This window comes from Tolypothrix sp. PCC 7712 (assembly GCF_025860405.1).
Classification (GTDB): Bacteria; Cyanobacteriota; Cyanobacteriia; order Cyanobacteriales; family Nostocaceae; genus Aulosira; species Aulosira diplosiphon.
In genome coordinates, this window is record NZ_CP063785.1 from 4854110 (window position 1) to 4875387 (window position 21278).

21 protein-coding genes are annotated in these 21278 nt (G+C 40.5%); 7 read left to right on the forward strand and 14 right to left on the reverse strand.

The annotated features are described in order from the left end of the window. Window positions 1-75 precede the first annotated feature (75 nt). Window positions 76-462, forward strand: a complete 387-nt coding sequence (locus HGR01_RS19850) for a hypothetical protein (RefSeq protein WP_155539273.1) — start codon at window positions 76-78, stop codon at window positions 460-462. 264 nt (window positions 463-726) lie between these two features. Continuing rightward, window positions 727-1350, forward strand: a complete 624-nt coding sequence (locus HGR01_RS19855; RefSeq protein ID WP_045870758.1) for a Uma2 family endonuclease — start codon at window positions 727-729, stop codon at window positions 1348-1350. Window positions 1351-1491: 141 nt separating this feature from the next. Here HGR01_RS19855 and HGR01_RS19860 read toward each other — a convergent pair whose 3' ends face one another. Next, window positions 1492-1956 carry a KTSC domain-containing protein gene (locus HGR01_RS19860; protein ID WP_045870757.1) on the reverse strand — a complete coding sequence of 155 codons (465 nt, stop codon included), beginning with the start codon at window positions 1954-1956 and terminating at the stop codon, window positions 1492-1494. Between the two features lie 243 nt (window positions 1957-2199). On the opposite strand from HGR01_RS19860, the gene HGR01_RS19865 reads away from it, so the two are divergent. Further along, a complete protein-coding gene (locus HGR01_RS19865; protein WP_045870756.1) occupies window positions 2200-4518 on the forward strand; it encodes a PhoD-like phosphatase in 2319 nt (772 codons plus the stop codon). Between the two features lie 785 nt (window positions 4519-5303). Beyond that, window positions 5304-5747, forward strand: coding sequence for a YidH family protein (locus HGR01_RS19870; RefSeq protein ID WP_045870755.1), 444 nt, complete (start codon window positions 5304-5306; stop codon window positions 5745-5747). A 314-nt stretch (window positions 5748-6061) separates the two neighbouring features. On the opposite strand, the gene HGR01_RS19875 is transcribed toward HGR01_RS19870, so the two are convergent. The 6 genes from HGR01_RS19875 to HGR01_RS19900 form a co-directional block, all read right to left on the reverse strand. Beyond that, window positions 6062-6298 carry a hypothetical protein gene (locus tag HGR01_RS19875; RefSeq protein WP_045870754.1) on the reverse strand — a complete coding sequence of 79 codons (237 nt, stop codon included), beginning with the start codon at window positions 6296-6298 and terminating at the stop codon, window positions 6062-6064. 303 nt (window positions 6299-6601) lie between these two features. Continuing rightward, window positions 6602-7318, reverse strand: a complete 717-nt coding sequence (locus tag HGR01_RS19880; RefSeq protein ID WP_045870753.1) for a pirin family protein — start codon at window positions 7316-7318, stop codon at window positions 6602-6604. Window positions 7319-7894: 576 nt separating this feature from the next. Continuing rightward, window positions 7895-8464 carry a DNA starvation/stationary phase protection protein Dps gene (gene dps / locus HGR01_RS19885; RefSeq protein ID WP_045870752.1) on the reverse strand — a complete coding sequence of 190 codons (570 nt, stop codon included), beginning with the start codon at window positions 8462-8464 and terminating at the stop codon, window positions 7895-7897. 372 nt (window positions 8465-8836) lie between these two features. Then, a complete protein-coding gene (locus HGR01_RS19890) occupies window positions 8837-9976 on the reverse strand; it encodes an ISH3 family transposase (RefSeq protein WP_228045835.1) in 1140 nt (379 codons plus the stop codon). A gap of 243 nt (window positions 9977-10219) precedes the next feature. Continuing rightward, entirely contained in the window at window positions 10220-11182 is a 963-nt protein-coding gene (locus tag HGR01_RS19895) for an aldo/keto reductase (RefSeq protein ID WP_045870966.1), read from the reverse strand. Window positions 11183-11316: 134 nt separating this feature from the next. Then, a complete protein-coding gene (locus tag HGR01_RS19900) occupies window positions 11317-12228 on the reverse strand; it encodes a helix-turn-helix domain-containing protein (RefSeq protein ID WP_045870751.1) in 912 nt (303 codons plus the stop codon). Between the two features lie 163 nt (window positions 12229-12391). Here HGR01_RS19900 and HGR01_RS19905 point away from each other — a divergent pair, with 163 nt between their 5' ends. Then, window positions 12392-12802, forward strand: a complete 411-nt coding sequence (locus HGR01_RS19905; RefSeq protein WP_045870750.1) for a thiol-disulfide oxidoreductase DCC family protein — start codon at window positions 12392-12394, stop codon at window positions 12800-12802. A gap of 352 nt (window positions 12803-13154) precedes the next feature. Here HGR01_RS19905 and HGR01_RS19910 read toward each other — a convergent pair whose 3' ends face one another. The 7 genes from HGR01_RS19910 to HGR01_RS19940 all read right to left on the reverse strand — a co-directional run bounded on the left by HGR01_RS19910 (window position 13155) and on the right by HGR01_RS19940 (window position 18941). Beyond that, entirely contained in the window at window positions 13155-14084 is a 930-nt protein-coding gene (locus HGR01_RS19910) for a DUF1338 domain-containing protein (protein WP_045870749.1), read from the reverse strand. A gap of 123 nt (window positions 14085-14207) precedes the next feature. Continuing rightward, window positions 14208-15506, reverse strand: coding sequence for an acetyl ornithine aminotransferase family protein (locus HGR01_RS19915; RefSeq protein WP_045870748.1), 1299 nt, complete (start codon window positions 15504-15506; stop codon window positions 14208-14210). A 520-nt stretch (window positions 15507-16026) separates the two neighbouring features. Further along, window positions 16027-16302, reverse strand: coding sequence for a hypothetical protein (locus tag HGR01_RS19920; RefSeq protein WP_045870747.1), 276 nt, complete (start codon window positions 16300-16302; stop codon window positions 16027-16029). Window positions 16303-16475: 173 nt separating this feature from the next. Beyond that, entirely contained in the window at window positions 16476-16979 is a 504-nt protein-coding gene (locus tag HGR01_RS19925; RefSeq protein ID WP_045870965.1) for a hypothetical protein, read from the reverse strand. 283 nt (window positions 16980-17262) lie between these two features. Then, window positions 17263-17754, reverse strand: a complete 492-nt coding sequence (locus HGR01_RS19930; RefSeq protein WP_045870746.1) for a hypothetical protein — start codon at window positions 17752-17754, stop codon at window positions 17263-17265. A 17-nt stretch (window positions 17755-17771) separates the two neighbouring features. Next, the gene (locus HGR01_RS19935) at window positions 17772-18119 is read right to left on the reverse strand and encodes a cupin domain-containing protein (protein ID WP_045870745.1); all 348 of its coding nucleotides are present in this window, start codon (window positions 18117-18119) and stop codon (window positions 17772-17774) included. A 45-nt stretch (window positions 18120-18164) separates the two neighbouring features. Continuing rightward, window positions 18165-18941, reverse strand: a complete 777-nt coding sequence (locus tag HGR01_RS19940) for an SAM-dependent methyltransferase (RefSeq protein WP_096621688.1) — start codon at window positions 18939-18941, stop codon at window positions 18165-18167. 146 nt (window positions 18942-19087) lie between these two features. On the opposite strand from HGR01_RS19940, the gene HGR01_RS19945 reads away from it, so the two are divergent. Both HGR01_RS19945 and cobG read left to right on the forward strand, forming a co-directional pair. Beyond that, window positions 19088-19309, forward strand: coding sequence for a hypothetical protein (locus HGR01_RS19945; RefSeq protein ID WP_045870743.1), 222 nt, complete (start codon window positions 19088-19090; stop codon window positions 19307-19309). Between the two features lie 473 nt (window positions 19310-19782). Beyond that, window positions 19783-21210 (forward strand): precorrin-3B synthase, encoded by a 1428-nt coding sequence (gene cobG, locus HGR01_RS19950; protein ID WP_052335208.1) that lies wholly within the window; start codon window positions 19783-19785, stop codon window positions 21208-21210. Window positions 21211-21278: the final 68 nt, after the last annotated feature.

Consider the following 21278-nt stretch of genomic DNA (forward strand, 5'->3'; position numbering starts at 1 on the left):
AATTAAGAAATTGGGATTTTGCTTGAGTCAGTTGTGGCGAATGGGGATAATATAGAGTCCGTTTAGACAATTTTCATGGCAAGCGTTGCAAAACAAGCCGCGAATTGTGCGATCGCCTGTTTTAATTTCCTTCCCATCACCATCACTGTTGCTAATTCACTCATCAGTTGCCATCAAAGTGCGGTCGCTCTTGCTCATTTTCTCAGCTTTCAAGCAAAAAGCCGCAACGTTGAAGATAAAAGCTGCAATTTTCCGCATCAAAGCCGCAATGTTGAGGATAAAAACCGCAACGTTGAGGCTAAAAGGCGCAACTTCCAAGATAAAAGCCGCAATGTTCGAGATAAAAGCTGCAAGCTTCAGGCTTTGAACTCCAACCTTCAGGCTTTGAGGTGCAAATTCCGCCTTCTGAAGGTGAACAGTTGGTTATTTTTCTCGGTGAATTATGCTATTTCAGTCATATAACCATACCAATAGGCGGGTGAGGGTTTAGCAGTGCTAAACCCCTACGAAAAATTTATCTAAAGGGCGATGTTTGGGAAATGCGATCGCATAATTAATCTCTACATGAATCTTCGGACAAAATCATCCCATTTCTACGGGCGTTAAACCGTCTACCATATTCATTAGGAAACCTCAATCTTTGGTGTCGTTACCTTTATCTTGCGGTTTCCTCTTCTTTTTTACTACCCCAACTCACATAAGCCGTAAAGAGATAAATTAAACCTTATGACTCAAACCCAACCACTAAAAAAACTATATTCCTTCGATGAATTTATCGATTGGTATCCAGAAAATTCACCCCTACGCTATGAGCTACACAATGGAGTCATAATCGAGATGCCACCACCAACAGGCGACCATGAAGATGTTTTAGGTTTTTTAAGCAAAAAAATTACAGTCGAATTTGAACGGTGCGAATTACCTTACACCATCCCAAAAACAGGATTAGTCAAAACATCCAGTGGCGAATCAGCCTACATACCTGATGTATTGGTATTAAATCGTGACAATTTAACGGTTGAACCATTGTGGAAAAAAGAATGCACCGTTATTTACCCCGAAAGTGTACCGTTAGTAATCGAAGTCGTTTCCACGAATTGGCAGGATGATTACTATAACAAATTTGGCAACTATGAAAAAATGGGTATTCCCGAATACTGGATTACAGATTATAAAGGGTTGGGCGGGCGCAAGTTTATCGGCAATCCAAAAGTCCCTACTATTTTCGTATGTGAATTAATCGATGGTGAATATCAAATGACACCATTTAGAGGTACTCAGCGCATCATATCGCCTAGTTTCCCACAGTTAAATCTAACCGCTCAACAAATATTTGACTCTGTTATTTAATAAAGTTGCACAAATGCAAAACTTGCGCTCATCCCCCAACCCCTTCTCCCAATATTGGGAGAAGGGGGGTAAATTTCAAAGTCCCATGCATGGGAGAGGGATTTAGGGTGAGGGCTTTTGATTTATGCAACGCCTCTAATCTCAATCTATCCGTTCGCAGTCAAATCTGCCTTTAATATGCTGATTGTAAAAACTACCAACAGAATCAGCCGAGTAAAAATCTTCCCAAGTCTCTTCATCTACCCCAGAGTACTCATACACAGCACCACTCTTAAACTCAACTTGCAAAGTTTGCTCGTGACTATCGTAAGCAATGGTAGCCGCCATTGAAGAACTCACCCTTACGGGTTCGTCACTTCCTTCAACGGGGGGAACCCCCGCAACGGAGTGACTCACAGGTAACAGCGCAATCGGTTCTTCATAAACAGGAAACGCCGCAGGTTCCGCCACAATTTCATTCAGTTCTACCAAACCCTCGTAAGCTTGAACTGGTGCGGGAATTTCTAAAAGTTCTATCTCGTCGCCCCGGTCAAGCAATAATTGTAAATGTCCGTCAGAATGAGCGATCGCAATCAAGCTACTCAAGTCCATTTTCGATAGTCTCATGAAATTTGCTCTCCTGTGGGCTGCAAAATCCTATTTATCTGTTGAGAGTTTTAAATTCTTATCCAAAATTGCACCATTTAATAGTACATTTGTATCATTAAAGCGATTAATCGTCAAGATTTTGCAGAGAAAAATACATTATTAGTGCTGATTTATAACTCACTTCAGTTCACTCAGAACTCAGCACTCATCACTCAGCACTTATTTGGTAATACGATGGAAACAAGGCTTGCATAGTTGGCAATGAACGATTTATTTGGAGCAGAGTTTTTACAAGCATCGCCGCTAATTCTGGCGGGGCCTATCTTACAACACACAGATTCCGACACCGTTACAGTCTGGGTAGCGTTGCAACGTCCTTGTGAGGTGGTACTCCAGGTTTATGACACGGCTAATCACGGTCAGTTAATCACAAATCTGCTTTTAGAGGGAAGACGTAGCACTTATGCTCTGGGAAAATCGCTGCATATTGTGGTCGTCACGGCGGAATCTGCGGGTAGATATTTATTAAGTAGCGATCGCATCTATGCATACGATATGCAATTTATTGAATCATCTACCCAGCAGCAGACTTTACAGCAAGCCTTATGTTCTAGCCGCTTTCCTGCTGTGAACATCAGCTATTTTGAGCATCAAAAACCCACATTTGCCCTCCCACCCACAGATTTACAAGATTTACGCATCGTGCATGGTTCCTGTCGCAAACCTCACGGTGATGGCTTTGACGCGTTACCAATTCTCGATTGCTTAATTGAGTCAGCCGCCAACCAACCCCGCCAACGACCCCATCAGCTTTTCCTCACAGGCGACCAGATTTATGGTGATGATGTCGCTGATCCTCTGTTGTGGGTTTCTTCTCAGTTAGGCGATGCGCTGTTAGGTTGGGAGGAAAGGTTACCTTTGACTCAGCAAACAGCCGCAGACCCCAGTTATGTCACACCCAAGCAATTACTTCCCGGACATCGTGCAGAAATTGCCACTCACCAAGCAGGTTTCACCGCCGGGTTACATAATAAAACCGCCAAAGTTAGCAGCCACCTGCTGAGTTTGGGTGAATATTACGCATCTTATATATTGTCATGGTCTCCCGCTTGCTGGCCCAGTAGCTTACCCAAAGGGCGGGAGGTAATGCGCGGTCATCGAGTCAGCCGTCGCTGGGATAAAGAGGTGCAGGATATGCGCCAATTTATCCATACCCTGTGGAAAGTGCGGCGGGCGATGGCGAACATTCCCGTTTATACTATCTTCGACGACCATGATGTCAGCGATGACTGGAACCTCAACCAAGCTTGGTGTTTGCGCGTTTTAGGCAAACCCTTAGGACGCAGAACCGTCCAAAATGCCTTGTTAGCCTATGCAGTTTTTCAAGCCTGGGGGAACACACCCCAGCAATTTACCCCAGGTCAAGCAGGGGAGAAATTATTACAAGCGGCGGCGGAATGGTCTGCATCTGGGGGAATGAATATTGTAGCGTGGGATGCGATCGCCCGTTACTTAGGAATGCCACCGACAAACCCCCGTACAGGCTTACCAGAATTTGTACAATATGATTCTGTCTTAGTGCTAGACCGAGACCCAGAAGCCTTGACTTGGCATTATACAGTCCGCAGTTTTTGCCATGAAGTCATAGTCTTAGATACACGAACTTGGCGCGGTTATCCTGCAGATCAAAAACCAATTGCGCCGCCAATGCTGCTATCACCGCCAGCATTTACGCAGCAACTTTCTCAGCCTCTACAACAAGCCACTCATAAACCCAAAGGACTTTCACAAATGCAAGCCACATTTGTGATTGCGCCGACCAATTTATTTGGTTTACAAGTAATAGATTGGATTCACCATTGGCATTTAAAAAGAGAAAAAGTTTATGGTGTAGATGTCGGTGATGCTTGGAATATTAATTACGAAGCCTTAGCAAAATTCCTCACCACATTATTTGAGCAACGCCAACAAGTAATAGTCTTATCTGGAGATATTCATTACAGTTCTGTAGTCCGTTTATCTTACACCAGAAAATCTCTAGGTTCCGAGAAAAAGTCTGTATTAGTGCAATTAACAGCTAGTGCGTTTAAGAATGAAGAAATTATTACCGAAATTATTCATACAAGACTCAAACAATGGCTGTTACCAGAAAAAAGTCGCCAATGGTTAGGATGGACAAATCCTCCTTATATGGTAGAAATTTCTAGCAGAAAATCTTACCAAGATGCTACATCACACCGTCCCCCAGAATGGCATGGGTTAATGGAATGGATTACTCGAACTAGCACCCAAACTGCTGATTTTGGCACCAATATTTCCTGGTTAATGACTGCCAAACAACAAGCGAAAAGTCGCAAATGGGAGTGGTTACAGTATTTAGCTTTTTGGAAATTATCTTGGTTTCAAGATGGCAGAGAAGTAATCGGATTAAATAACTTAGCTTTAGTCCATTTTGAAACAGATAATAATAACTGTACAAGAGTTATTCAAGATTTATACTGGTTTTCGACTTGGTATCCAATCAAAATTGTTTACAGCCGCTTTGAAAGTGAACTCATTCATTCCAAGCTAACAAGATAATGGAAAAATTATCTACAGTAGGATGCGTTACGCTCCGCTAACGCATCATTAATTCTAAAATCTGTCAGATTCTATTTTCAAATTAATATTATTTATAGCCTAATACAGTTCATTTAAGCTCATTAGCGATTGATTTTTCACTGATTAAAGAAGCCAGAAGAATTGGGGGATTCTCCCCCAAACCCCCGATTGGGTGACGGTTGCGTCCCCCAAACCCCCTCCAAAATGATTGTCCTGTTTTTTTGTTGAGTAACTAGTTTTTTGGTTTTGTTATCAATTAATTTTCTTAACTGAACTGTATTTATTTATAGCCGCTTTAAAAGTAAACTCAGGCATTCCCGAATATCAATATAATTAAAAACATCATCTATCGTAGGTTGTGTTAGCAAAGCATAATAAACTATTCATCATTTCCAATCCTTAAGGTATTACAGGCATATATAAATACACCCATTACTAATGGGACTACTAATAATAGCTCTTGAGTTAACAGCAATTACTTTCTGTAATTCAATATTACAGCCAAAATAAGAGAAAATATATCTTAAGCAATCTCTACTTTTAGGTAATTTATTGAAGTATAAAACGCTGAAATTAGCCATGAAAAAATTAGGCTTGTTTTATTGAGAACTCAGCCTTAAAATAATATTAAGATAAATGCTAAAACTATCAAAAATACTTCAAAAGTGCTATCAGCACGCAGATTGCTAATCTTATGACACAAGATTGGCGATGATTTTGGCATTGTTAGAAAAATATTTCTTTTGGGGATGAGGGCGTTATTGATGCAATTAGAGTTAAACAATAGCGAATCAAATAAGACTGAAAAAGTAGAAGAGAAGAAAAAGCCGGGAAGATTAAATCCATCGCGCATCCGGGATCACCTAGCTAACGAACGCACCTACCTAGCTTGGATGCGAACTGCGATCGCACTTTTAGGTTTTGGTGTCGTTATCGTCCGGTTACGCGCCTTTCAAGTTCCTTTGCTACCTCATCCGGGAACTGGCTGGAAGTTAGGTTTAGTATTCTCCTTGGTGGGTTTAATTACGGTGTGGCTTTCCACAGGACATTATTTTGCAGTTCGTCGCGATATTGAAGAAGATACTTACGAACCGACAGATCGCTGGGTCATCCTTTTCAGTCTTGCTATTATGATCCTCGGTTCTGGAGTCATCTATTATGTCTTTACTGCACCCTTGAGTCCTATTAGTCCAGTGATACCTGAGTAGGGGGGATTGGGGACTGGGGATTGGGGATTGGGGAACTCGGGGCCCCCTCTGGGGATAAGGGGTAATGGGGATTGGGGAACTCGGGGCCCCCTCTGGGGATAAGGGGTAATGGGGACTGGGGATGAGGGAGAGAAGGGGAGAAAAAGCAATTACCAATTCAATACTGCTCGGTTAAGGATTTTCAACTTTTAATTTGGTTGGGGGAAAAGGTGAAAGGGTAAGGGTTAAAGGTTTTTTATTGCCCCTTTTCCCCTTCCCCTTTTCCCCTTAACCGACAAGTATTGATTACCAATTACCAATTACCAAATGACAATTTAATTGATTACTTTATCAATGGAAGCCAAGCGGTTGCGCTGTTTTAACCACAACTCGCAAACTTCTTTGGTGAGTTGAATCTCTTCTTGTGTTAAGACTTCGTCTGGTTTCTTCTCGGCTAATATCTGGGCGGCTTTAGCAGCTTTATCATAGTCTATGCCGTATTTAACTAATTCTGTATGTAGCAATTGCCGCTCTTTTTGTAAAAATTTATGTCTGTCTTTTAAATAATTCATTTTTTTATGTTATGAGGATTTATTTAGCTTTACTTTAATGTGCAAAATTTATGCAATTCCTACTTCTTACTTTAGGTAGATAAAATAAATGTCTTAAGGAATCTTTTATATTTGTGAACAAAATGATTCACTACTTCAATAAACTTGACTTTCAAAGCAAAAATGGCTCTGTGAACCAATCACAGAGCCATTTATCTGAGTGTATTCCAGACTGTGGAGACACTCAACATGAGCAATTTAGACGGTTATACAATAAATCGCGCGATGGGGGGATGACAATTTCTCTTCACTAGCCCCTGACGATTAGCCCAAATCGAACAGTAAGACTTCGCCACTGGAATTAGTGCTGATTTCGAGTGTTTCTTCGCCGCTAATTTGTACGCCATCACCAGCTTTGAGTTCCTTACCATTGAGGGTGGCGGTACCTTGAGCTACGTGTAACCAGGCATAGCGATCGCTTTTCACATGATAATTAACAACATCACCGCTTTCTAGCACAGATGCGTATATATCCACATCCTGGTGAACTGTTACAGCGCCATCTCGCCCATCTTTCGCAGCAATCAAGCGTAGTTGTCCCCGCTTTTCTTCCACAGAAAACGCTTTTTGATCATACCTAGGAGATAGCCCTTGCTTGTTAGGTAAAATCCAAATTTGCAGAAAGTGGACTGGTTCAGTTTTGGAATGATTATATTCGCTGTGGGTGATTCCGGTACCAGCGCTCATAATTTGTGCGTCACCAGGAAGAATGACTGAACCTGTACCTAAGCTATCTTTATGCTCTAGCGCACCAGACAAAACATAGGTGAGAATTTCCATATCTCGATGGCCGTGGGTACCAAACCCAGCGCCACCAATTACGGTATCATCATTGATCACCCGCAGAGAGCGAAATCCCATTTGCTCGGGATTGTAAAAACTACCAAAGGAAAATGTATGGTAGCTATCAAGCCAATTAATTCTAGTATGACCGCGTGAGTTGCTATCATGAACTACGAGAGTCTTAGTATTTTGAGACATACATTTACCTCAGGTTTAGTTGATTCTTAAACTTGAATAGTCAGCTTATGTTGGATTTTGAATTTGTATGAATGGGAGAGCTAGATGCTTATCACACAAGGGTTCCAATTTTGAGGCATCGCAAACTTAAATATCCAACGGTTGCTTATTATTGTTTTTGTAATTCTTGAACTTTGTTCGTTAGATATTGCCTGTTATATCAAATTCGACTCATTGCTGATAAATAGATATTGGTTTTTCCAATTACCAATTACCAATTACCAATTACCAGCCCATGCAACAATATAATTCTTCAAGCGCACATAATCTAAAACCCGGTTTTCAACTATTTAAATCATAAAGTATGTACCTATAAAATAAAAGTACGCACTTAAAAGTGGCGTACTTACCAAAAAGTTACTACTCCATTAACAGAGTTATTCAATTGAAAATTAGCCGCAGGGAATCTTTTTTTTCGGTGCGTTAGCGATAGCGTAACGCACCCTACATTTAAGGTTTACTTTATCAATCATCTTTTAGACCAATTTGATGGCTCATAGGTCTAATTTTACTTTTTACTCAAGATGATTTCGGCTATTATCTCACACCTGCTGGCTGTTGAGTTCCTTTGAAAGTAGATGCGCCATTTTCGCCTTTGATTTCTGCTACTTGCAGATGCGCTTCTAAGAACCACAGACGCTTATCAATGGTGCGAGAGACTTCAGTATACAGGTCAGCGGTATCTAGGTCACCTAAATCATCGGTTTGGTTAATAGCTTCCCGCAGGTGTTTAGCATAAGGTGCAAAGCGGTCTGCTAAAGCGGTCACGTGGTCTTTGCCATCTAAAATATCAAAAGGATATTCTGGCAAAATTGAATTGCTAGCGGCGGCGCGGGCGGTACCAAGGGCGTAGCCACCTAAAGCGGTGACACGTTCCGCAAACATATCAATGTATTCTTCTAATTCACCTGCAATTTCATCAAACAATTCATGCAACTGATAAAAATCAGTTCCTTTAACGTTCCAGTGCGCTTGTTTTGTTTGGGTTTTAAGATCCAAAGATGCTGCTAAAGTTTGATTGAGAAGTACCACGATTTTTTCTCTGGCTTCAGCAGGAATATCAATGCGAGTGGGATAAAGACGAGAAGCAATTTTATTGTCGCTCATGGGTGTTATCTGCTTGGTTCAACACAATCAGTCTACAAATAGGACTTCAGAATGCGAAACTTCCTTAAGACAGATGGAAATGACCTGATAATCAATTATTTTGTTTATTTATAGACAAAAATTTGCAATTAGCTGGCTCAGAGGCGATGGTTGTCTATGGTATTGAATGTACCACCAAAAAGGCGATCGCGGACTGTATCATTATGTAAGAAATCGTGAGGGTAACCTAGTTCAAATTCAGTAGACCTAAAAGTTTTGCGATCGCTAAAAAATGGTAGTTTAAGATACAGTTTTGGGGGGAAATATACAAAAGCTGATTGCTTGGCTAAATGATAAGATTAATTTATGAATAAACCCCAAAATCAATCAAAATCAGCCAGATGGCAAGTAAACTTCACAGGCGACTCCATAATTGCGGTCTACTGCTTGACGTAAAAACTCAAGCATTTGTTTAAGGGTAAATAGATGGGAGAAAACTTGTCTTGAACTTTTTTTTAAACGGCTGAGATAATGCCAGACTAGATAAATCCAAACATTAATAATTAAAAAAGCTAAAGCTACAAATAGAAATCTAATTGTTGGATTTTTGATAGTTGTTTTAATCCGACATTGATTTTTCATCCGATAGCTACTTTCAATTCCAAAACGGAGACGATAGTCGTCATGTATTGAATGTAATGACAACTTAACTTTATAAACAGCATAAATAAAAAATTCTCGCCCGTGCGCTCGTCTTTTACCGTTTTTATATGTACAAACTATCCAAACTGGGAAAGTACATGAGCCATATTTATCACTGTTTAAAGTGTAAGTTGTTTTATAACTGCGCCGACCTCTAATTAATTGTCTAGTACCTCCATTTTTACCTCGAATAATTACTGGCATTTCAAAGGGAATATCCAAAGCTTGCAACCATCTGATGACTGGCACACAGAAAAATTCCCGGTCTAAATACAATCTTTCGATTTGAAGATTCAAAGGCTCAATCAGTGCTAAAAGATAAGTGATAATTGCTGCCTTCGTATTTTGTTGTTGAACAGCTTTGATAGCTAAAGTTACTCGTTTATTCTTCTTAATTACATAGACAGTAGCGTAGGCATAAAAAGAACAAGTTCCACTTTTAGCTTGACTTCTATAAATATATGGTGCTTCGGTTGGTGAGGGTTCACCATAATATGGAATTAAGTTAAAATCGATAGCAATTTTTTGTTTACCTTGTCGGATTCCATCTGGTAAGCGGCTTTGAATTGCTGCATTTAAGTCTGATTCTAAATATTTAATGTCTGAATATTTATCTAAATGGTAACGAATATCGTTGCTGGTAGGAACATTCTTTAAGACTTTGGTTGTATTTTCGATACTATCCCTTTGGGTGGCTGCTCGAATTAAAATCTCAAAGATATTTTTTTGTTCACACTTTCCTTGAGTTTGAATTGGAATATGTTCTGTTAAACAGTTAACTACTTCGTTTAAGGTTTTACTATCAGTTAGAACTGGCTCCCTTGCATTCATAGCCAAACTAAATAATCCTCAATTTTGCTTGTTTACCTCCATACTTTACAAAAATTGCATACTACAGATCCAGAACTATCTTTTGGTGGGCGCGTTACTCTTAACTTTTTCGGTGATTAATTAGTTTTACTTATTTATAGTTGTTGAAGGAGTTTTCTAAAAAATGTATTTCAGAATACGGTTTTTTTGACAATAGTCGGTTTTATAGGTATCGCTCTATGCGCGATCGCAAAACTTTTAGGTCTACTGAATTTGGCTGACTTCATTGAGGCGTTGCAGATGTGCAGGTGAGAGGGTGACATCTAAAGCAGCTAAGTTATCTTGAAACTGACTCAGCTTGCGTGCGCCAATAATGGGGATAATGACACCAGTTTGGGCGTGTAACCAAGCTAGTGCAACTTGGGAGGGTGTCTGTCCAATTTCTTGGGCTACTTGACTGACAACATCTGCGATCGCTAAATTACGTTCAGAAATACTTCCTAATGCGGCATTGGTTAATCGCCCTTGTTCATCCCCTGGTTGCGCGGGCTTGTTATACTTGCCTGTAAGGACACCACCACCCAAAGGTGACCAAGGTGTTACCGCCAAATCCAAAGCTTTTGCCATTGGAATTAAATCTCGTTCTGGCGTGCGCTGAATTAAGCTATATTCCACTTGCAAGGCGACAAACTGCGTCCATCCTTGGTATTGGGCGATAGTATTGGCTTGGGAGATAATCCAAGCTGGGGCGTTAGAAATGCCGATATAAAGTACTTTACCTTGACGGACGACATCATCAAGCGATCGCAAAACTTCTTCTATCGGTGTGGTAAAATCCCAAGCGTGCAACCACAATAAATCAATGTAGTCAGTATTGAGCCGCTTCAAACTCCCTTCTAAAGACTGAATTAAATTCTTGCGATGATTACCGCTACCGTTTGGATTTTTCTGATTCTCGTTCATCCGCAACGGAAACGAGTATTTAGTTGCAACTACAAAACGTTCTCTATCTTTAGCGATTAACTCACCAACAATTTTCTCACTACTACCATCCGTGTAACCGTTGGCGGTGTCGATGAAATTTCCTCCGGCTTCTACAAAGGTATCAAAAATCTGACGACTTTCATCTTTAGAAGCACCCCAACCCCAATCTTCACCAAAAGTCATGGTACCTAAGCAAAGTTCCGAGACTCTCAACCCACTTTTACCTAAAAGTTTGTATCTCATTGCCATCTCCATGAATTTTACTTGTGGTTTTGCTGTTTTGGTGTAGCTCAAATAATTTTTCAATCACCAAGCATTGATACAAAAGCAACTTCAATATAGAGTAGAAATTTTCTACTCTATTTGATTTGTAAATCCTAAACTTTCACCTTTTCTCGATAAACTTTAGGTGTTGTTCCTAGGGATTTACGGAAAACGTATGTAAAATGACTTTGACTTTGAAAACCTACTTGCTGGCAAATTTGGTCAATGGTTTGTTCAGTACGAGTTAATAACTTTTTAGCTCTTTCAATCCGACAATTTAAAACATATTGATGCGGAGCAAAACCTGTTGATTGTTTAAATAACCGCGAAAAATGGTACATACTCATACCTGTAACTTCAGCGATTTCAGCTAAAGTCAAATCTTGCTCTAAATGCTCTTGAATATATGTCACAGCTTGTCGTAGCTTTAGCCGTGGCAGTCCCCTTTCTTTGGTATATTCAGAAACTATATTATTAGATGCAGAATAATGTTTAAGTAGATGAATACAGAGAGTAGTTGCCAAAGATTCAATATAAACACGACTACCCAGCCCACCTGATACTAATTCTGACTGCAGTGACAGTCCTATCTGTTTAATCATTGGGTTAGGTGCCGCAAAGTGGGGTACAATCTCGTAGCCCTGTAAATCTACAGCATCGAAAGCCGCACGAGTGAATAAAACAGGTTCGAGACTAATAACTAAAAATTCCCCTTCTGTTTTCCACCTTGATAAGTGATTGGTATTTGCTGGAATTACTACCACATCACCATAGTTGATGCGTTCAAGCTGCAACTTACCATCAAATATCCGCTCAACTTTGATGCTACCGAGGTCTAAGCCGATAATAATCAGATGCTGTTCAAAATAATGTTCTGGAGTTTCATAACCAGGCTGTCGATGATGTTCCAAGTGAATCCCATTCCACTGGGCATCGTAGCTAGAAAGCAGTGGCGATCGCGGTAGAATTGCTGAACAGGCATCTTTTTGAGCAAAATCAATCGTTAAAACCTTCTCTGGTGGCATTATTCTCACCCCAACAAGTACTCAGTTTCCAGTGTAAAGCTATACTTAATCATTTAAATACTGTAGATACTCTTGGAATGAGTAGCTAAGTTAAATTTACATATAGCAATATAATCTCATCATTTTAAAGCTAACCGCTCGTTTAAGGGTATAAACAAGGATAATGAATTATTACGTAATCTACGATGGCAATTGCAATCTCTGCGTTACCTTAGTGCAGTTATTAGAGAGCTTAGATCAAGGTAAGCTGTTTCGTTACAGCCCCATGCAAGACGAACAGACACTTCCCCAATTTGGCATTACACCCCAAGATTGCGAACAGGGGATGATGTTGATTGATGCTAATGCACCAGCAAAACGTTGGCAAGGCAGTAACGCCGCAGAAGAAATAGGCAAGTTATTGCCGCTAGGAAGTGTATTTGTCGATGCTTATCGCGCATTACCAGGTGTGAAGTGGGCAGGCGATCGCTTTTACGAACAAATCCGCGATCATCGTTATACTATCTTTGGTAAACGTGACAGTACCTATCAATCTTCATTTTGTATAGATGGTAGCTGTCAAACTAATTCGTAATTCGTAATTCGTAATTATGAATTTTTAAACTATGGGCGACAAATTGTAGGGGCAAGGCATTGCCTTGCCCTCTAGAATATATTGATGTGTCGCAAACACTATAGGAATCCGATTTGATTATTGAAAAATCTAAGTATGTGTAGGGTGCGTTATCACGAAGTGTAACGCACCGTATTCTCAGCTTTGGTGCGTTGCGCTACGCGACAACACACCCTACGTCTAGTTCAGAAATCAAATATGAATCCTATATTTGACTTTGTATTATACGCAGAAACCTACAGTTTTACACCCTTATATATATGTTGTAATCTGTTTCCAAATCTGCCTAAATGTCTTAATGACCCATTACCAATTACCCATTACCATGACTAGACAACCTTGTCATTTCAAATAATTGCTGGGCATTCTTGCCTAAAAAAGCATCAAAAATTTTATGTTTTCCTGGTTCTATTTCAACATGGTAACGTTGAGCAATTTCATAATAAGCATAAGTCCAGGGAATTTGAATTTCTGTATTATTGCTATCATCCAAAACAGTTACCATTTCTGTTACAGCTTGCGTGGCTGTTTGACGCAAACCACAAGCAATATTACCCTCTATCTCGGCTTTCATAGGCACGCCCAAGTTAACTAAACCTGCAACTGTCGTGTCAATATCTGGGTATTTTGCAGTATTTTGGCGATTGACAAAGCCTGTAAAATGGTTGACTGCATAACCATGCAACAGCACCCAAGCGCCATATTGAGTTACCTGATTCACCTCTTCCACAACAGAAAGTTGGGGAGTTTTCCAAGGACGGGTAAATATTTTATGAAATTTTTGAGCAATATTTTTTTCGTCCTCATCTTCTTTGATTGAAGTAGCTAGAGAATAGATAAATTTTTCATCAATTGATGATACTGTTTGATAAATGAGTTGAGCAATTCTCTCAGGTAATTCATCTACTATTAGCTCGCTAATAAATAGCTTAGGCAAGTCAAATTCTGCTTGTTGGGGATGACTATAATGACGAGCATATAAATGAGTTTCGGGGAAAATATATTCCCCTGCTGCTACATATCCTAAAGCTGTAGCTAATTGTTCCAAATAATTAATCCCCAAATTAACTTTACCGCTTGGCGTATCAAGAGATAGACGCAAAGAACGTAAAGCAATGTGGTCATTTGCAACAGTTCCACCCACCGCAGTAATCATTTCTTGATAGGTGCGGGCGTAACTTACTCTGGTGCTGTATTCCTCCCACAGCGATGAAAACAGATGAAGGGCTATTTGGGGTTTCATAAGCTAAACAATTTTAAATTTTAGATTTGAATACATTAGCTGGATTTAGATCCCCGACTTCTTGGAGAAGTCGGGGATCTGAGCAGCAAGTTTGACTAAATTAATGCAAGTTATAATGTGCAATTAGGAACTTAAGATATCTGAGAGAATATCTAAAGCAATATGAATTTGATTGCTATCGATAACTAAAGGTGGGCAAAAACGAATTGCGGCTTTACCACAACCAAGCAATAATAAACCTCGTTTGAAAGCTTCTTGAATTATGCGATCGCGCAGATTACGATCAAGATTACCTTCTTCATTGTATAAATCCACCGCTACCATTAAACCTTTACCCCGTGGTAACGATAGGCGGGGAAATTTTTCATGTAATTGAGTTAAACCTGTTTGCAATAACTCTCCCATTTGCAAGGCGTTAGCAATTAAACCACCTTCTAATAGTTTGAGTGTTGCAATCCCAGCCGCGCAAGCTACGGGATTTCCACCAAATGTTGTAGCATGGGCCCCTGGAGGCCAAGTCATTAATTCTGGACGAGAGAGAATTGCACCTAAAGGTAAACCGCTAGCGATACCTTTGGCTGTGGTAATAATATCAGGCATCACACACCAATGCTCAATGGCAAATAAGCATCCGGTGCGCCCCATCCCCGATTGCACTTCATCAACTACCATCAGGATGCCATAGCGATCGCATATTTCCCGAATTCTTTGTAAAAAACCATCTTCGGGTACGATGTAACCACCTTCTCCTTGTATCGCTTCCACAACAATTGCTGCTACCTCCTGGGGTGGTAACATCGTCGGGAATAAATGTTTTTCTAAATAATCTAAGCTGGCGTGAGTACCGTAGGGAATATGAGTGACACCGGGTACAAAGGGGCCAAAATTCTGTCTTTGCACTACTTTAGAAGCAGTCAGAGACATTGCACCATAAGTCCGTCCGTGGAATGCGCCTAAAAATGCCACGATTTGCGATCGCTTGGTGTAATATCGAGCTAGTTTAATTGCTCCTTCATTCGATTCCGCCCCGGAATTGGTAAAAAATACCTTAGCACCTGCGGGAAAAGGGGCGCGACTAGCTAATTTTTCGGCTAATTCCACCATCGGTTCATAATAAAAATCAGTCCCCGACATATGTAGAAGATTTGCTGACTGTGCTTGAATAGCTGCAATCACTTCCGGGTGTGCGTGTCCGGTATTAGTCACCGCAATCCCTGCAGTCATATCTAAGAAAACATTACCGTCAACATCCTCCACCATACAACCCTCACCCCTAGCCACAACCAAGGGATAATCTCTTGTATAAGAAGGAGAAGTTACAGCGCGATCGCGTTCTATAATTGCTTGAGCATGAGGCCCCGGTAAAGAAGTAACTAAACTTGGTACACGGGGTAAACCAAGATTCACAGGGATACTCAACATATTTTTTTAGATTTTTTTAAGATAATGTTTGATTAAAAACTGAGGTTTTAACTATTGCAGTAGCATTTGATTCTCTTTGCTAAAGATTTATGCTTAATGGGGATTGGGGATTGGGGAACTCGGGGCCCCCTCTGGGGATAAGGGGTAATGGGGATTGGGGATTGGGGACTAGGGACTGGGGACTGGGTAATGGGTAATGGGTAATGGGTAATGGTAATTGGTAATGGGTGTTTTTTATTTCTTCCTCATCTTCCTCATCTTCCTCATCTTCCTCATCTCCCTCATCTCCCTCATCTCCCCAATCCCCTCATCATCTAGATTTGGCAATTTGGCAGATATTTTTATTACTAAATTGGTATCTTAAAACTCGCGAATGTCTTTGTGCGACAATACCGACTTGCAGAATCCCCTGGCTAATCACCGGGGGTCTTTTTTTATTGTTAACTGTTGACTGTTAACTATCAACAGTCAACAGTCAACCAACCTGATTAGTAAGTATGTAATTTCAATATGTAATAGGTTAGTTATTTTGCTCTGGGCGTTTGCGAAATAAGCCTGTCATACTTAAACCAGTAATTAACAAGCCTACTAATCCCAAACCATTCAAAATTGGATAGATTTTACCTAAACGTAATATCTCAAAAGTATGAATACTCAGCAAAAATTCGCCTAACTCACCTTGGTGGAACCATTCATCTACGATGGTATAGCCCATACCAGTAAGCACAGTCAAAAATAAGGGTATACATAAAGCGATCGCAATTTGGCGATGATATTTGCGAAACATCCGGTTCATAAAGCTTCTCTAGTACAGTAACTTTCAGGTTAGCAAATACAGTTGTCAAATCAGGCCTATTTTTGTGTATGCTTTATGACTGGATGTCATGGGGCATAGGGCATAGGGCATGGTAATAGGTAATCGGTAATTTTTTCTCCCCTGCTCCCCTGCTCCCTCTGCTCTCATCCCCCTCATCTCCCCAACCCCCAATCTATCCCCAACTCAGCCTTCTTACGCTTTTTAGGGACTTTCTCGCCGTAGCCTAATTTCCAGTTGGTGGGTTGCTGCAATTCACCTACCTTACCTTGGGCAATTAGCCATAGAGCAATTCGTGTATTTAAATACCCTTTAACTAAGTAATGCCCAGGAGGAGCCTGAATGCCTTCACTGTGTGGGCTAGGAATATTATGTATAGTTCCACAGTCTGTATCATTATCAGGTAGTGTAACTTGCATTACATAGTCAGTTTTATATTGATTGGGGACTGCAAATACAGCATAGACGTGATGTTGACCGCGCCAAGGCTGAATTACTATTTTTTCAGGATAGGCATAGTATTTTTGACCTTTAGTAGCAATAAATTTTGATGGCTGACAAACAGGAATTCGCGATCGCTTGCGGCTGAAGTAGGAAAAACCTAAGATACCAACTAAACTCAGCGCCACAAAAATGTAAATGAATTGATGTTTTCGCACTTGCTCGATCAAGGACTACGGTTTTTTGGTTATATTCTAGCGAGCCAAAAAAAATACGTAGGTATCACCCTACGTAGACATCGCTTTCCATTCATTCAAAGGCGATCGCATTCCAGCAGTACAATTTTGGTTTGCTATCTCCTGAAAGTGTTTCAGCCTCAATATTGCTCGGTTAAGGATTTTCAAGTTGGAATTTGGTTTGGGGAAAAGGTTAAAGGGTAAGGGTTAAAGGTTGTTTCTTACCCCTTTTCCCCTTAACCGACAAATATTGGTTTCAGCCTAATTAAACAGGTACAGTTAATTTATCTTGTTCGCGGGCTGCGACTACCAGAACTAAACAAAGAAGTGCGATCGCTTTTTGCCATTCCTGACGGACTTTAACGCTTTCTACTCCATCAAATAAGGCTATCAAGCGGGGAATGGAAGCCTCTAAAGCTTTACGTGGTACGGGACGGTGTAAATCCACTAAGTTAGTTAAACTTTCGCGATGATGAACAAAACCAATTACCCAGGCTGTTGTGTGATCGGGACTTTCAGGAACGCGCTTCACACCTAACTCATTTTTTAGCCAGTTATAAAAAGGTGGTAATTCTTTGGCTAAAACTGCTCCGGCTGTTGGTAATGTTTCCTTGAGCAAAGAACTATCTAAACTATCTAGCTTTTGCTTTAATTCCGGTGAATTCAAAAATTCATTGAGTGGGTGAGATAGTATTACTTCTAATTGAGGTTGAGCAATATCTGAGTATTGGGCGAAAGTAGAAATTAGTGATTGCATAGTTCTTGATCCAAAAATTAATTGTTATCTGGTGCTTTTGCGGAAAGTATGAGCAAAAAGCTGAGATTTTCTGCAGTTTGTAAAGCGTGAGGTGCATTAGCAGGCATAAAAACTAAAACCCCAGGTTCTAGGACAATATTCTCCCCGCATAAAGTTAGTAAACCTTTACCTTCAATGACGCTGATTGTGGCATTGCGAGTTGAGGTATGTTCTGAAATTTCTGTATTAGCTGCTAGACAAAATAAGGTATATTGACAAACTTGGTCTTTCAACAGTACTTTACTGAGAACTCCACTATGGGGATATTCAATTTGTGTTTGCAATTGAGTAACAAAAGATTGATTACTTGTGATGGTGGAAGTCATATTTTCAAGGAATAATAAACCGACGAAGGAAGCAGATTAATAATGTTATTGAGCAACAGCAGATATGAGAATGTAGCCTAATTCCTGATGATATTTATGGAAAACATGGCGCATTTCTAAAACACGCTGGCGGATTAAGGGTTGCGTTAAGATATTCCACAAAATCTTGATTGTGTTAACAATACCTTCTTCCTGCAGCATTCTTTGCCAATTCAATAAATTCATGGAACCAGTATGATGCTGTTGTACTTGTAATCCTGCTGTTGCGAAAGCTTGAATCCAGCTAGTTTCGGAAAGTGGTGTAGAATTAACACGAATTACCTGAGCTAATTCTTTACGAATTTCTGCTTCTTTATTAGATGCTAATAGTTCATGAGAGAGGAATTTTCCTCCTGGTTTCAGGTGATGATGAATTGCCGCCAAAAGTTTAGCTTTCCCCTGTGGAGATTGCATTGTAAGAATGGCTTCCGCCAAAACATAATCGAACTTAATTGGTATTTGCTCGAGATGAAAAATATCCCCTTCAATAATTTCGATTTGGTTGTCTAACCCAGCAGCGTGAATATTAGCACGGGCATGAATTACACTTTCGTGATTCTTTTCTATTCCGATTACTTTTACATGGTAGCGTTGAGCAAGAGCGATCGCACTATAACCAAAGCTAGAAGCTAGCTCTAAAACTGTTTCGCCTGGTTGTAAATTTGCCCACATAAGTAATTTATCTGTAGCTATTCTGCCACCAGGACGCAGATATTTTTTGCCTGCGGCTGCTAAAACTTGGTGTCCGGAAGCTGTTTGTAAATTGAGGGGAATTTTGGTCATCTGTGAGACCCTATGAACTCATCTACCCTCACTTTGCCAGGAATTTATTATGCTGTCTTTGAGGTAGCTCAAAGAAGAAAAAAGATATGGCTGTTTTGCAAAAATGTCGATTAGACTATTGATCTACTATTGCTGGGTATCAAACAATGCGTAAGACAGCTACGACATGGTTGCTTTTGTTGTTCTTGATATTTGTAGGTTTTGGAGACAGCTTTCTACCCAAACCCCTAAGTTCTGCCAGCTTACAGACTCGCACAGCCATCAATAAATTTGTTGTTGGGTTGTTTCCAAATTGGAATCTGAGAAGCGATCCGAATGCACGTACGGAAAAGGCTTTAGATGATATTGAAAAGGGCAGAGCAAAATAGCTAATTTAAGGGAACAGAGATTAGGGAAAATCAAAGATTTAGCAATAAAACTTTAATTTTGAAACATTAGGGTATGTGACTGCTGAGGGTAAGGTACCCAATACGGTTTGGTTAAGAATTTAAAAATGTATAGCTTGGTTAAATAAATCTTATTCAGCTGATGAAAAATCTCAAGCAGCGATAATTGTCACTACCTTCTCATGCTAAATTACTAAAGCTTGGGGTTGGGAAACGCCGGTGAAAGTCCGGGACTGTGCCGCAGCTGTAAAGCCGTTTTAGATTTTAGATTGTCATTTTGATGGTCGGGAGTATGTTAGCAACCGAGGACTCACAAAAATCAGGAGTCAGAGAATTAGCCAAAATTCAGCATCTAAAATCCAAAATTGTGTAAGTCAGAATGCCAACCTTCAAGCTGTCCCCAAGAGACATAGATCATCTACATCCCTGCGTCGCACAGGGAAGGAGTTATAGTTTTGCTGTCTGGATTTACTAAATGTCCTGGCTTATTCTACGCCACCCCTGCTCAAGATGGTATCTTATCCCGCATTAGAATACCTGGTGGGATTTTAAATAGTCAACAGTGTCAGGCGATCGCAGATATCGCTGATCAATATGGCCGTGGCTATGTCGATGTGACTAATCGCGCTAACTTGCAAGTGCGCGAAATCCATCAGGGGATCAATGCTCTTGTGTTGCAGCATCTCCAAGCTTTAGGTTTAGGTTGTAGTAACACAACTGTAGATCAAATCCGCAATATCATGACCAGTCCAACGGCTGGGATTGATCCCCAGGAATTGATCGATACCCGTCCCTTTGTGACAGCTTGGGATAATTACATCACAGCCAATTCTCAACTATCAGGACTATCTGCCAAATTTAGCGTCTGCTTTGATGGTGGTGGAAAAGTTTCGGTAAGCGATCGCGTTAATGATATCGTTTTCGCTGCTGTTTTAGTAAATGGAGAAGTTTACTTCCGCCTGTGTTTGAGTGTCGGCGCAAAGGGTAACCCAGCCCAGGATACAGGAATTTTATTGCCACCAGAGCAATGTTTACCCGTTTTAGCAGCTTTAGCCGATGTTTACCTAGCTCATCTTGATTCTACAAGTAAACACAAACTGCGTTTGAGAGAAGTATTGAACAATATAGGTTGCGAAAATTATCTGCAACAAGTCCAGCAGCTTCTAGCTTTTGTGCTTTCTTCCCCCCACACCCAGAAATGGGAACCGAAATCAGAACCCCAATTTCAACATATTGGCATTCATCCCCAGCGTCAGCCAGGTTTATTTTATATAGGAATTGTTTTACCCTTAGGTCGCTTAGAAACCAGACAATTATTAGGATTAGCGGATTTAGCAGAAAAATACGGTAGTGGTACTCTCAGGCTTACCCCTTGGCAGAACATACTATTAAGCGATATTCCCCAACAATCCATAGCTGATGTACAAAGAGAAATAGCAGCTTTGGAATTAGATTATTCCCTCGGCAATATCAACAGTACATTAGTTGCCTGTTCTGGTAGCAAGGGATGCGCCTCCTCAGCTACCGACACCAGAGGCGACGCATTAACATTGGCAGAATATCTTAAAACTCGGGTTTCCCTAGATAGCCCTGTAAATATATACTTTAGCGGTTGTCCTAAATCCTGCGCCCAGCACAGCAAAAGTGATATTACCCTACTCGGTGTCAGCATTGAGGCAGACAATCAAAAACTAGAAGGCTATCAAGTTTATGTAGGCGTTGACGACAACGAACAAAAATTTGGTCGCGAATATCAATTTGTAACTGTGGCGAAAATGCCCGCATTCATAGAAAAGATGCTGCTAGTATATAAAACCCAACGCCTCAACCTAGATGAGACTTTCAGGGAATTTGCCAATAGATATCTAAAGGCTGAAGTCTAAAGTCAACAGTCCCCAATCCCCATTACCCCTTATCCCCAGAGGGGGCCCCGAGTTCCCCAATCCCCAAT

Excerpts from the sequence above, each read along its gene's own strand:
- HGR01_RS19850 (WP_155539273.1), top strand. The coding sequence starts at position 76 with ATGGCAAGCGTTGCAAAACAAGCCGCGAATTGTGCGATCGCCTGTTTT.
- HGR01_RS19855 (WP_045870758.1), top strand. The coding sequence starts at position 727 with ATGACTCAAACCCAACCACTAAAAAAACTATATTCCTTCGATGAATTT.
- HGR01_RS19860 (WP_045870757.1), bottom strand. The coding sequence starts at position 1,956 with ATGAGACTATCGAAAATGGACTTGAGTAGCTTGATTGCGATCGCTCAT.
- HGR01_RS19865 (WP_045870756.1), top strand. The coding sequence starts at position 2,200 with ATGAACGATTTATTTGGAGCAGAGTTTTTACAAGCATCGCCGCTAATT.
- HGR01_RS19870 (WP_045870755.1), top strand. The coding sequence starts at position 5,304 with ATGCAATTAGAGTTAAACAATAGCGAATCAAATAAGACTGAAAAAGTA.
- HGR01_RS19875 (WP_045870754.1), bottom strand. The coding sequence starts at position 6,298 with ATGAATTATTTAAAAGACAGACATAAATTTTTACAAAAAGAGCGGCAA.
- HGR01_RS19880 (WP_045870753.1), bottom strand. The coding sequence starts at position 7,318 with ATGTCTCAAAATACTAAGACTCTCGTAGTTCATGATAGCAACTCACGC.
- dps (WP_045870752.1), bottom strand. The coding sequence starts at position 8,464 with ATGAGCGACAATAAAATTGCTTCTCGTCTTTATCCCACTCGCATTGAT.
- HGR01_RS19890 (WP_228045835.1), bottom strand. The coding sequence starts at position 9,976 with ATGAATGCAAGGGAGCCAGTTCTAACTGATAGTAAAACCTTAAACGAA.
- HGR01_RS19895 (WP_045870966.1), bottom strand. The coding sequence starts at position 11,182 with ATGAGATACAAACTTTTAGGTAAAAGTGGGTTGAGAGTCTCGGAACTT.
- HGR01_RS19900 (WP_045870751.1), bottom strand. The coding sequence starts at position 12,228 with ATGCCACCAGAGAAGGTTTTAACGATTGATTTTGCTCAAAAAGATGCC.
- HGR01_RS19905 (WP_045870750.1), top strand. The coding sequence starts at position 12,392 with ATGAATTATTACGTAATCTACGATGGCAATTGCAATCTCTGCGTTACC.
- HGR01_RS19910 (WP_045870749.1), bottom strand. The coding sequence starts at position 14,084 with ATGAAACCCCAAATAGCCCTTCATCTGTTTTCATCGCTGTGGGAGGAA.
- HGR01_RS19915 (WP_045870748.1), bottom strand. The coding sequence starts at position 15,506 with ATGTTGAGTATCCCTGTGAATCTTGGTTTACCCCGTGTACCAAGTTTA.
- HGR01_RS19920 (WP_045870747.1), bottom strand. The coding sequence starts at position 16,302 with ATGAACCGGATGTTTCGCAAATATCATCGCCAAATTGCGATCGCTTTA.
- HGR01_RS19930 (WP_045870746.1), bottom strand. The coding sequence starts at position 17,754 with ATGCAATCACTAATTTCTACTTTCGCCCAATACTCAGATATTGCTCAA.
- HGR01_RS19935 (WP_045870745.1), bottom strand. The coding sequence starts at position 18,119 with ATGACTTCCACCATCACAAGTAATCAATCTTTTGTTACTCAATTGCAA.
- HGR01_RS19940 (WP_096621688.1), bottom strand. The coding sequence starts at position 18,941 with ATGACCAAAATTCCCCTCAATTTACAAACAGCTTCCGGACACCAAGTT.
- HGR01_RS19945 (WP_045870743.1), top strand. The coding sequence starts at position 19,088 with ATGCGTAAGACAGCTACGACATGGTTGCTTTTGTTGTTCTTGATATTT.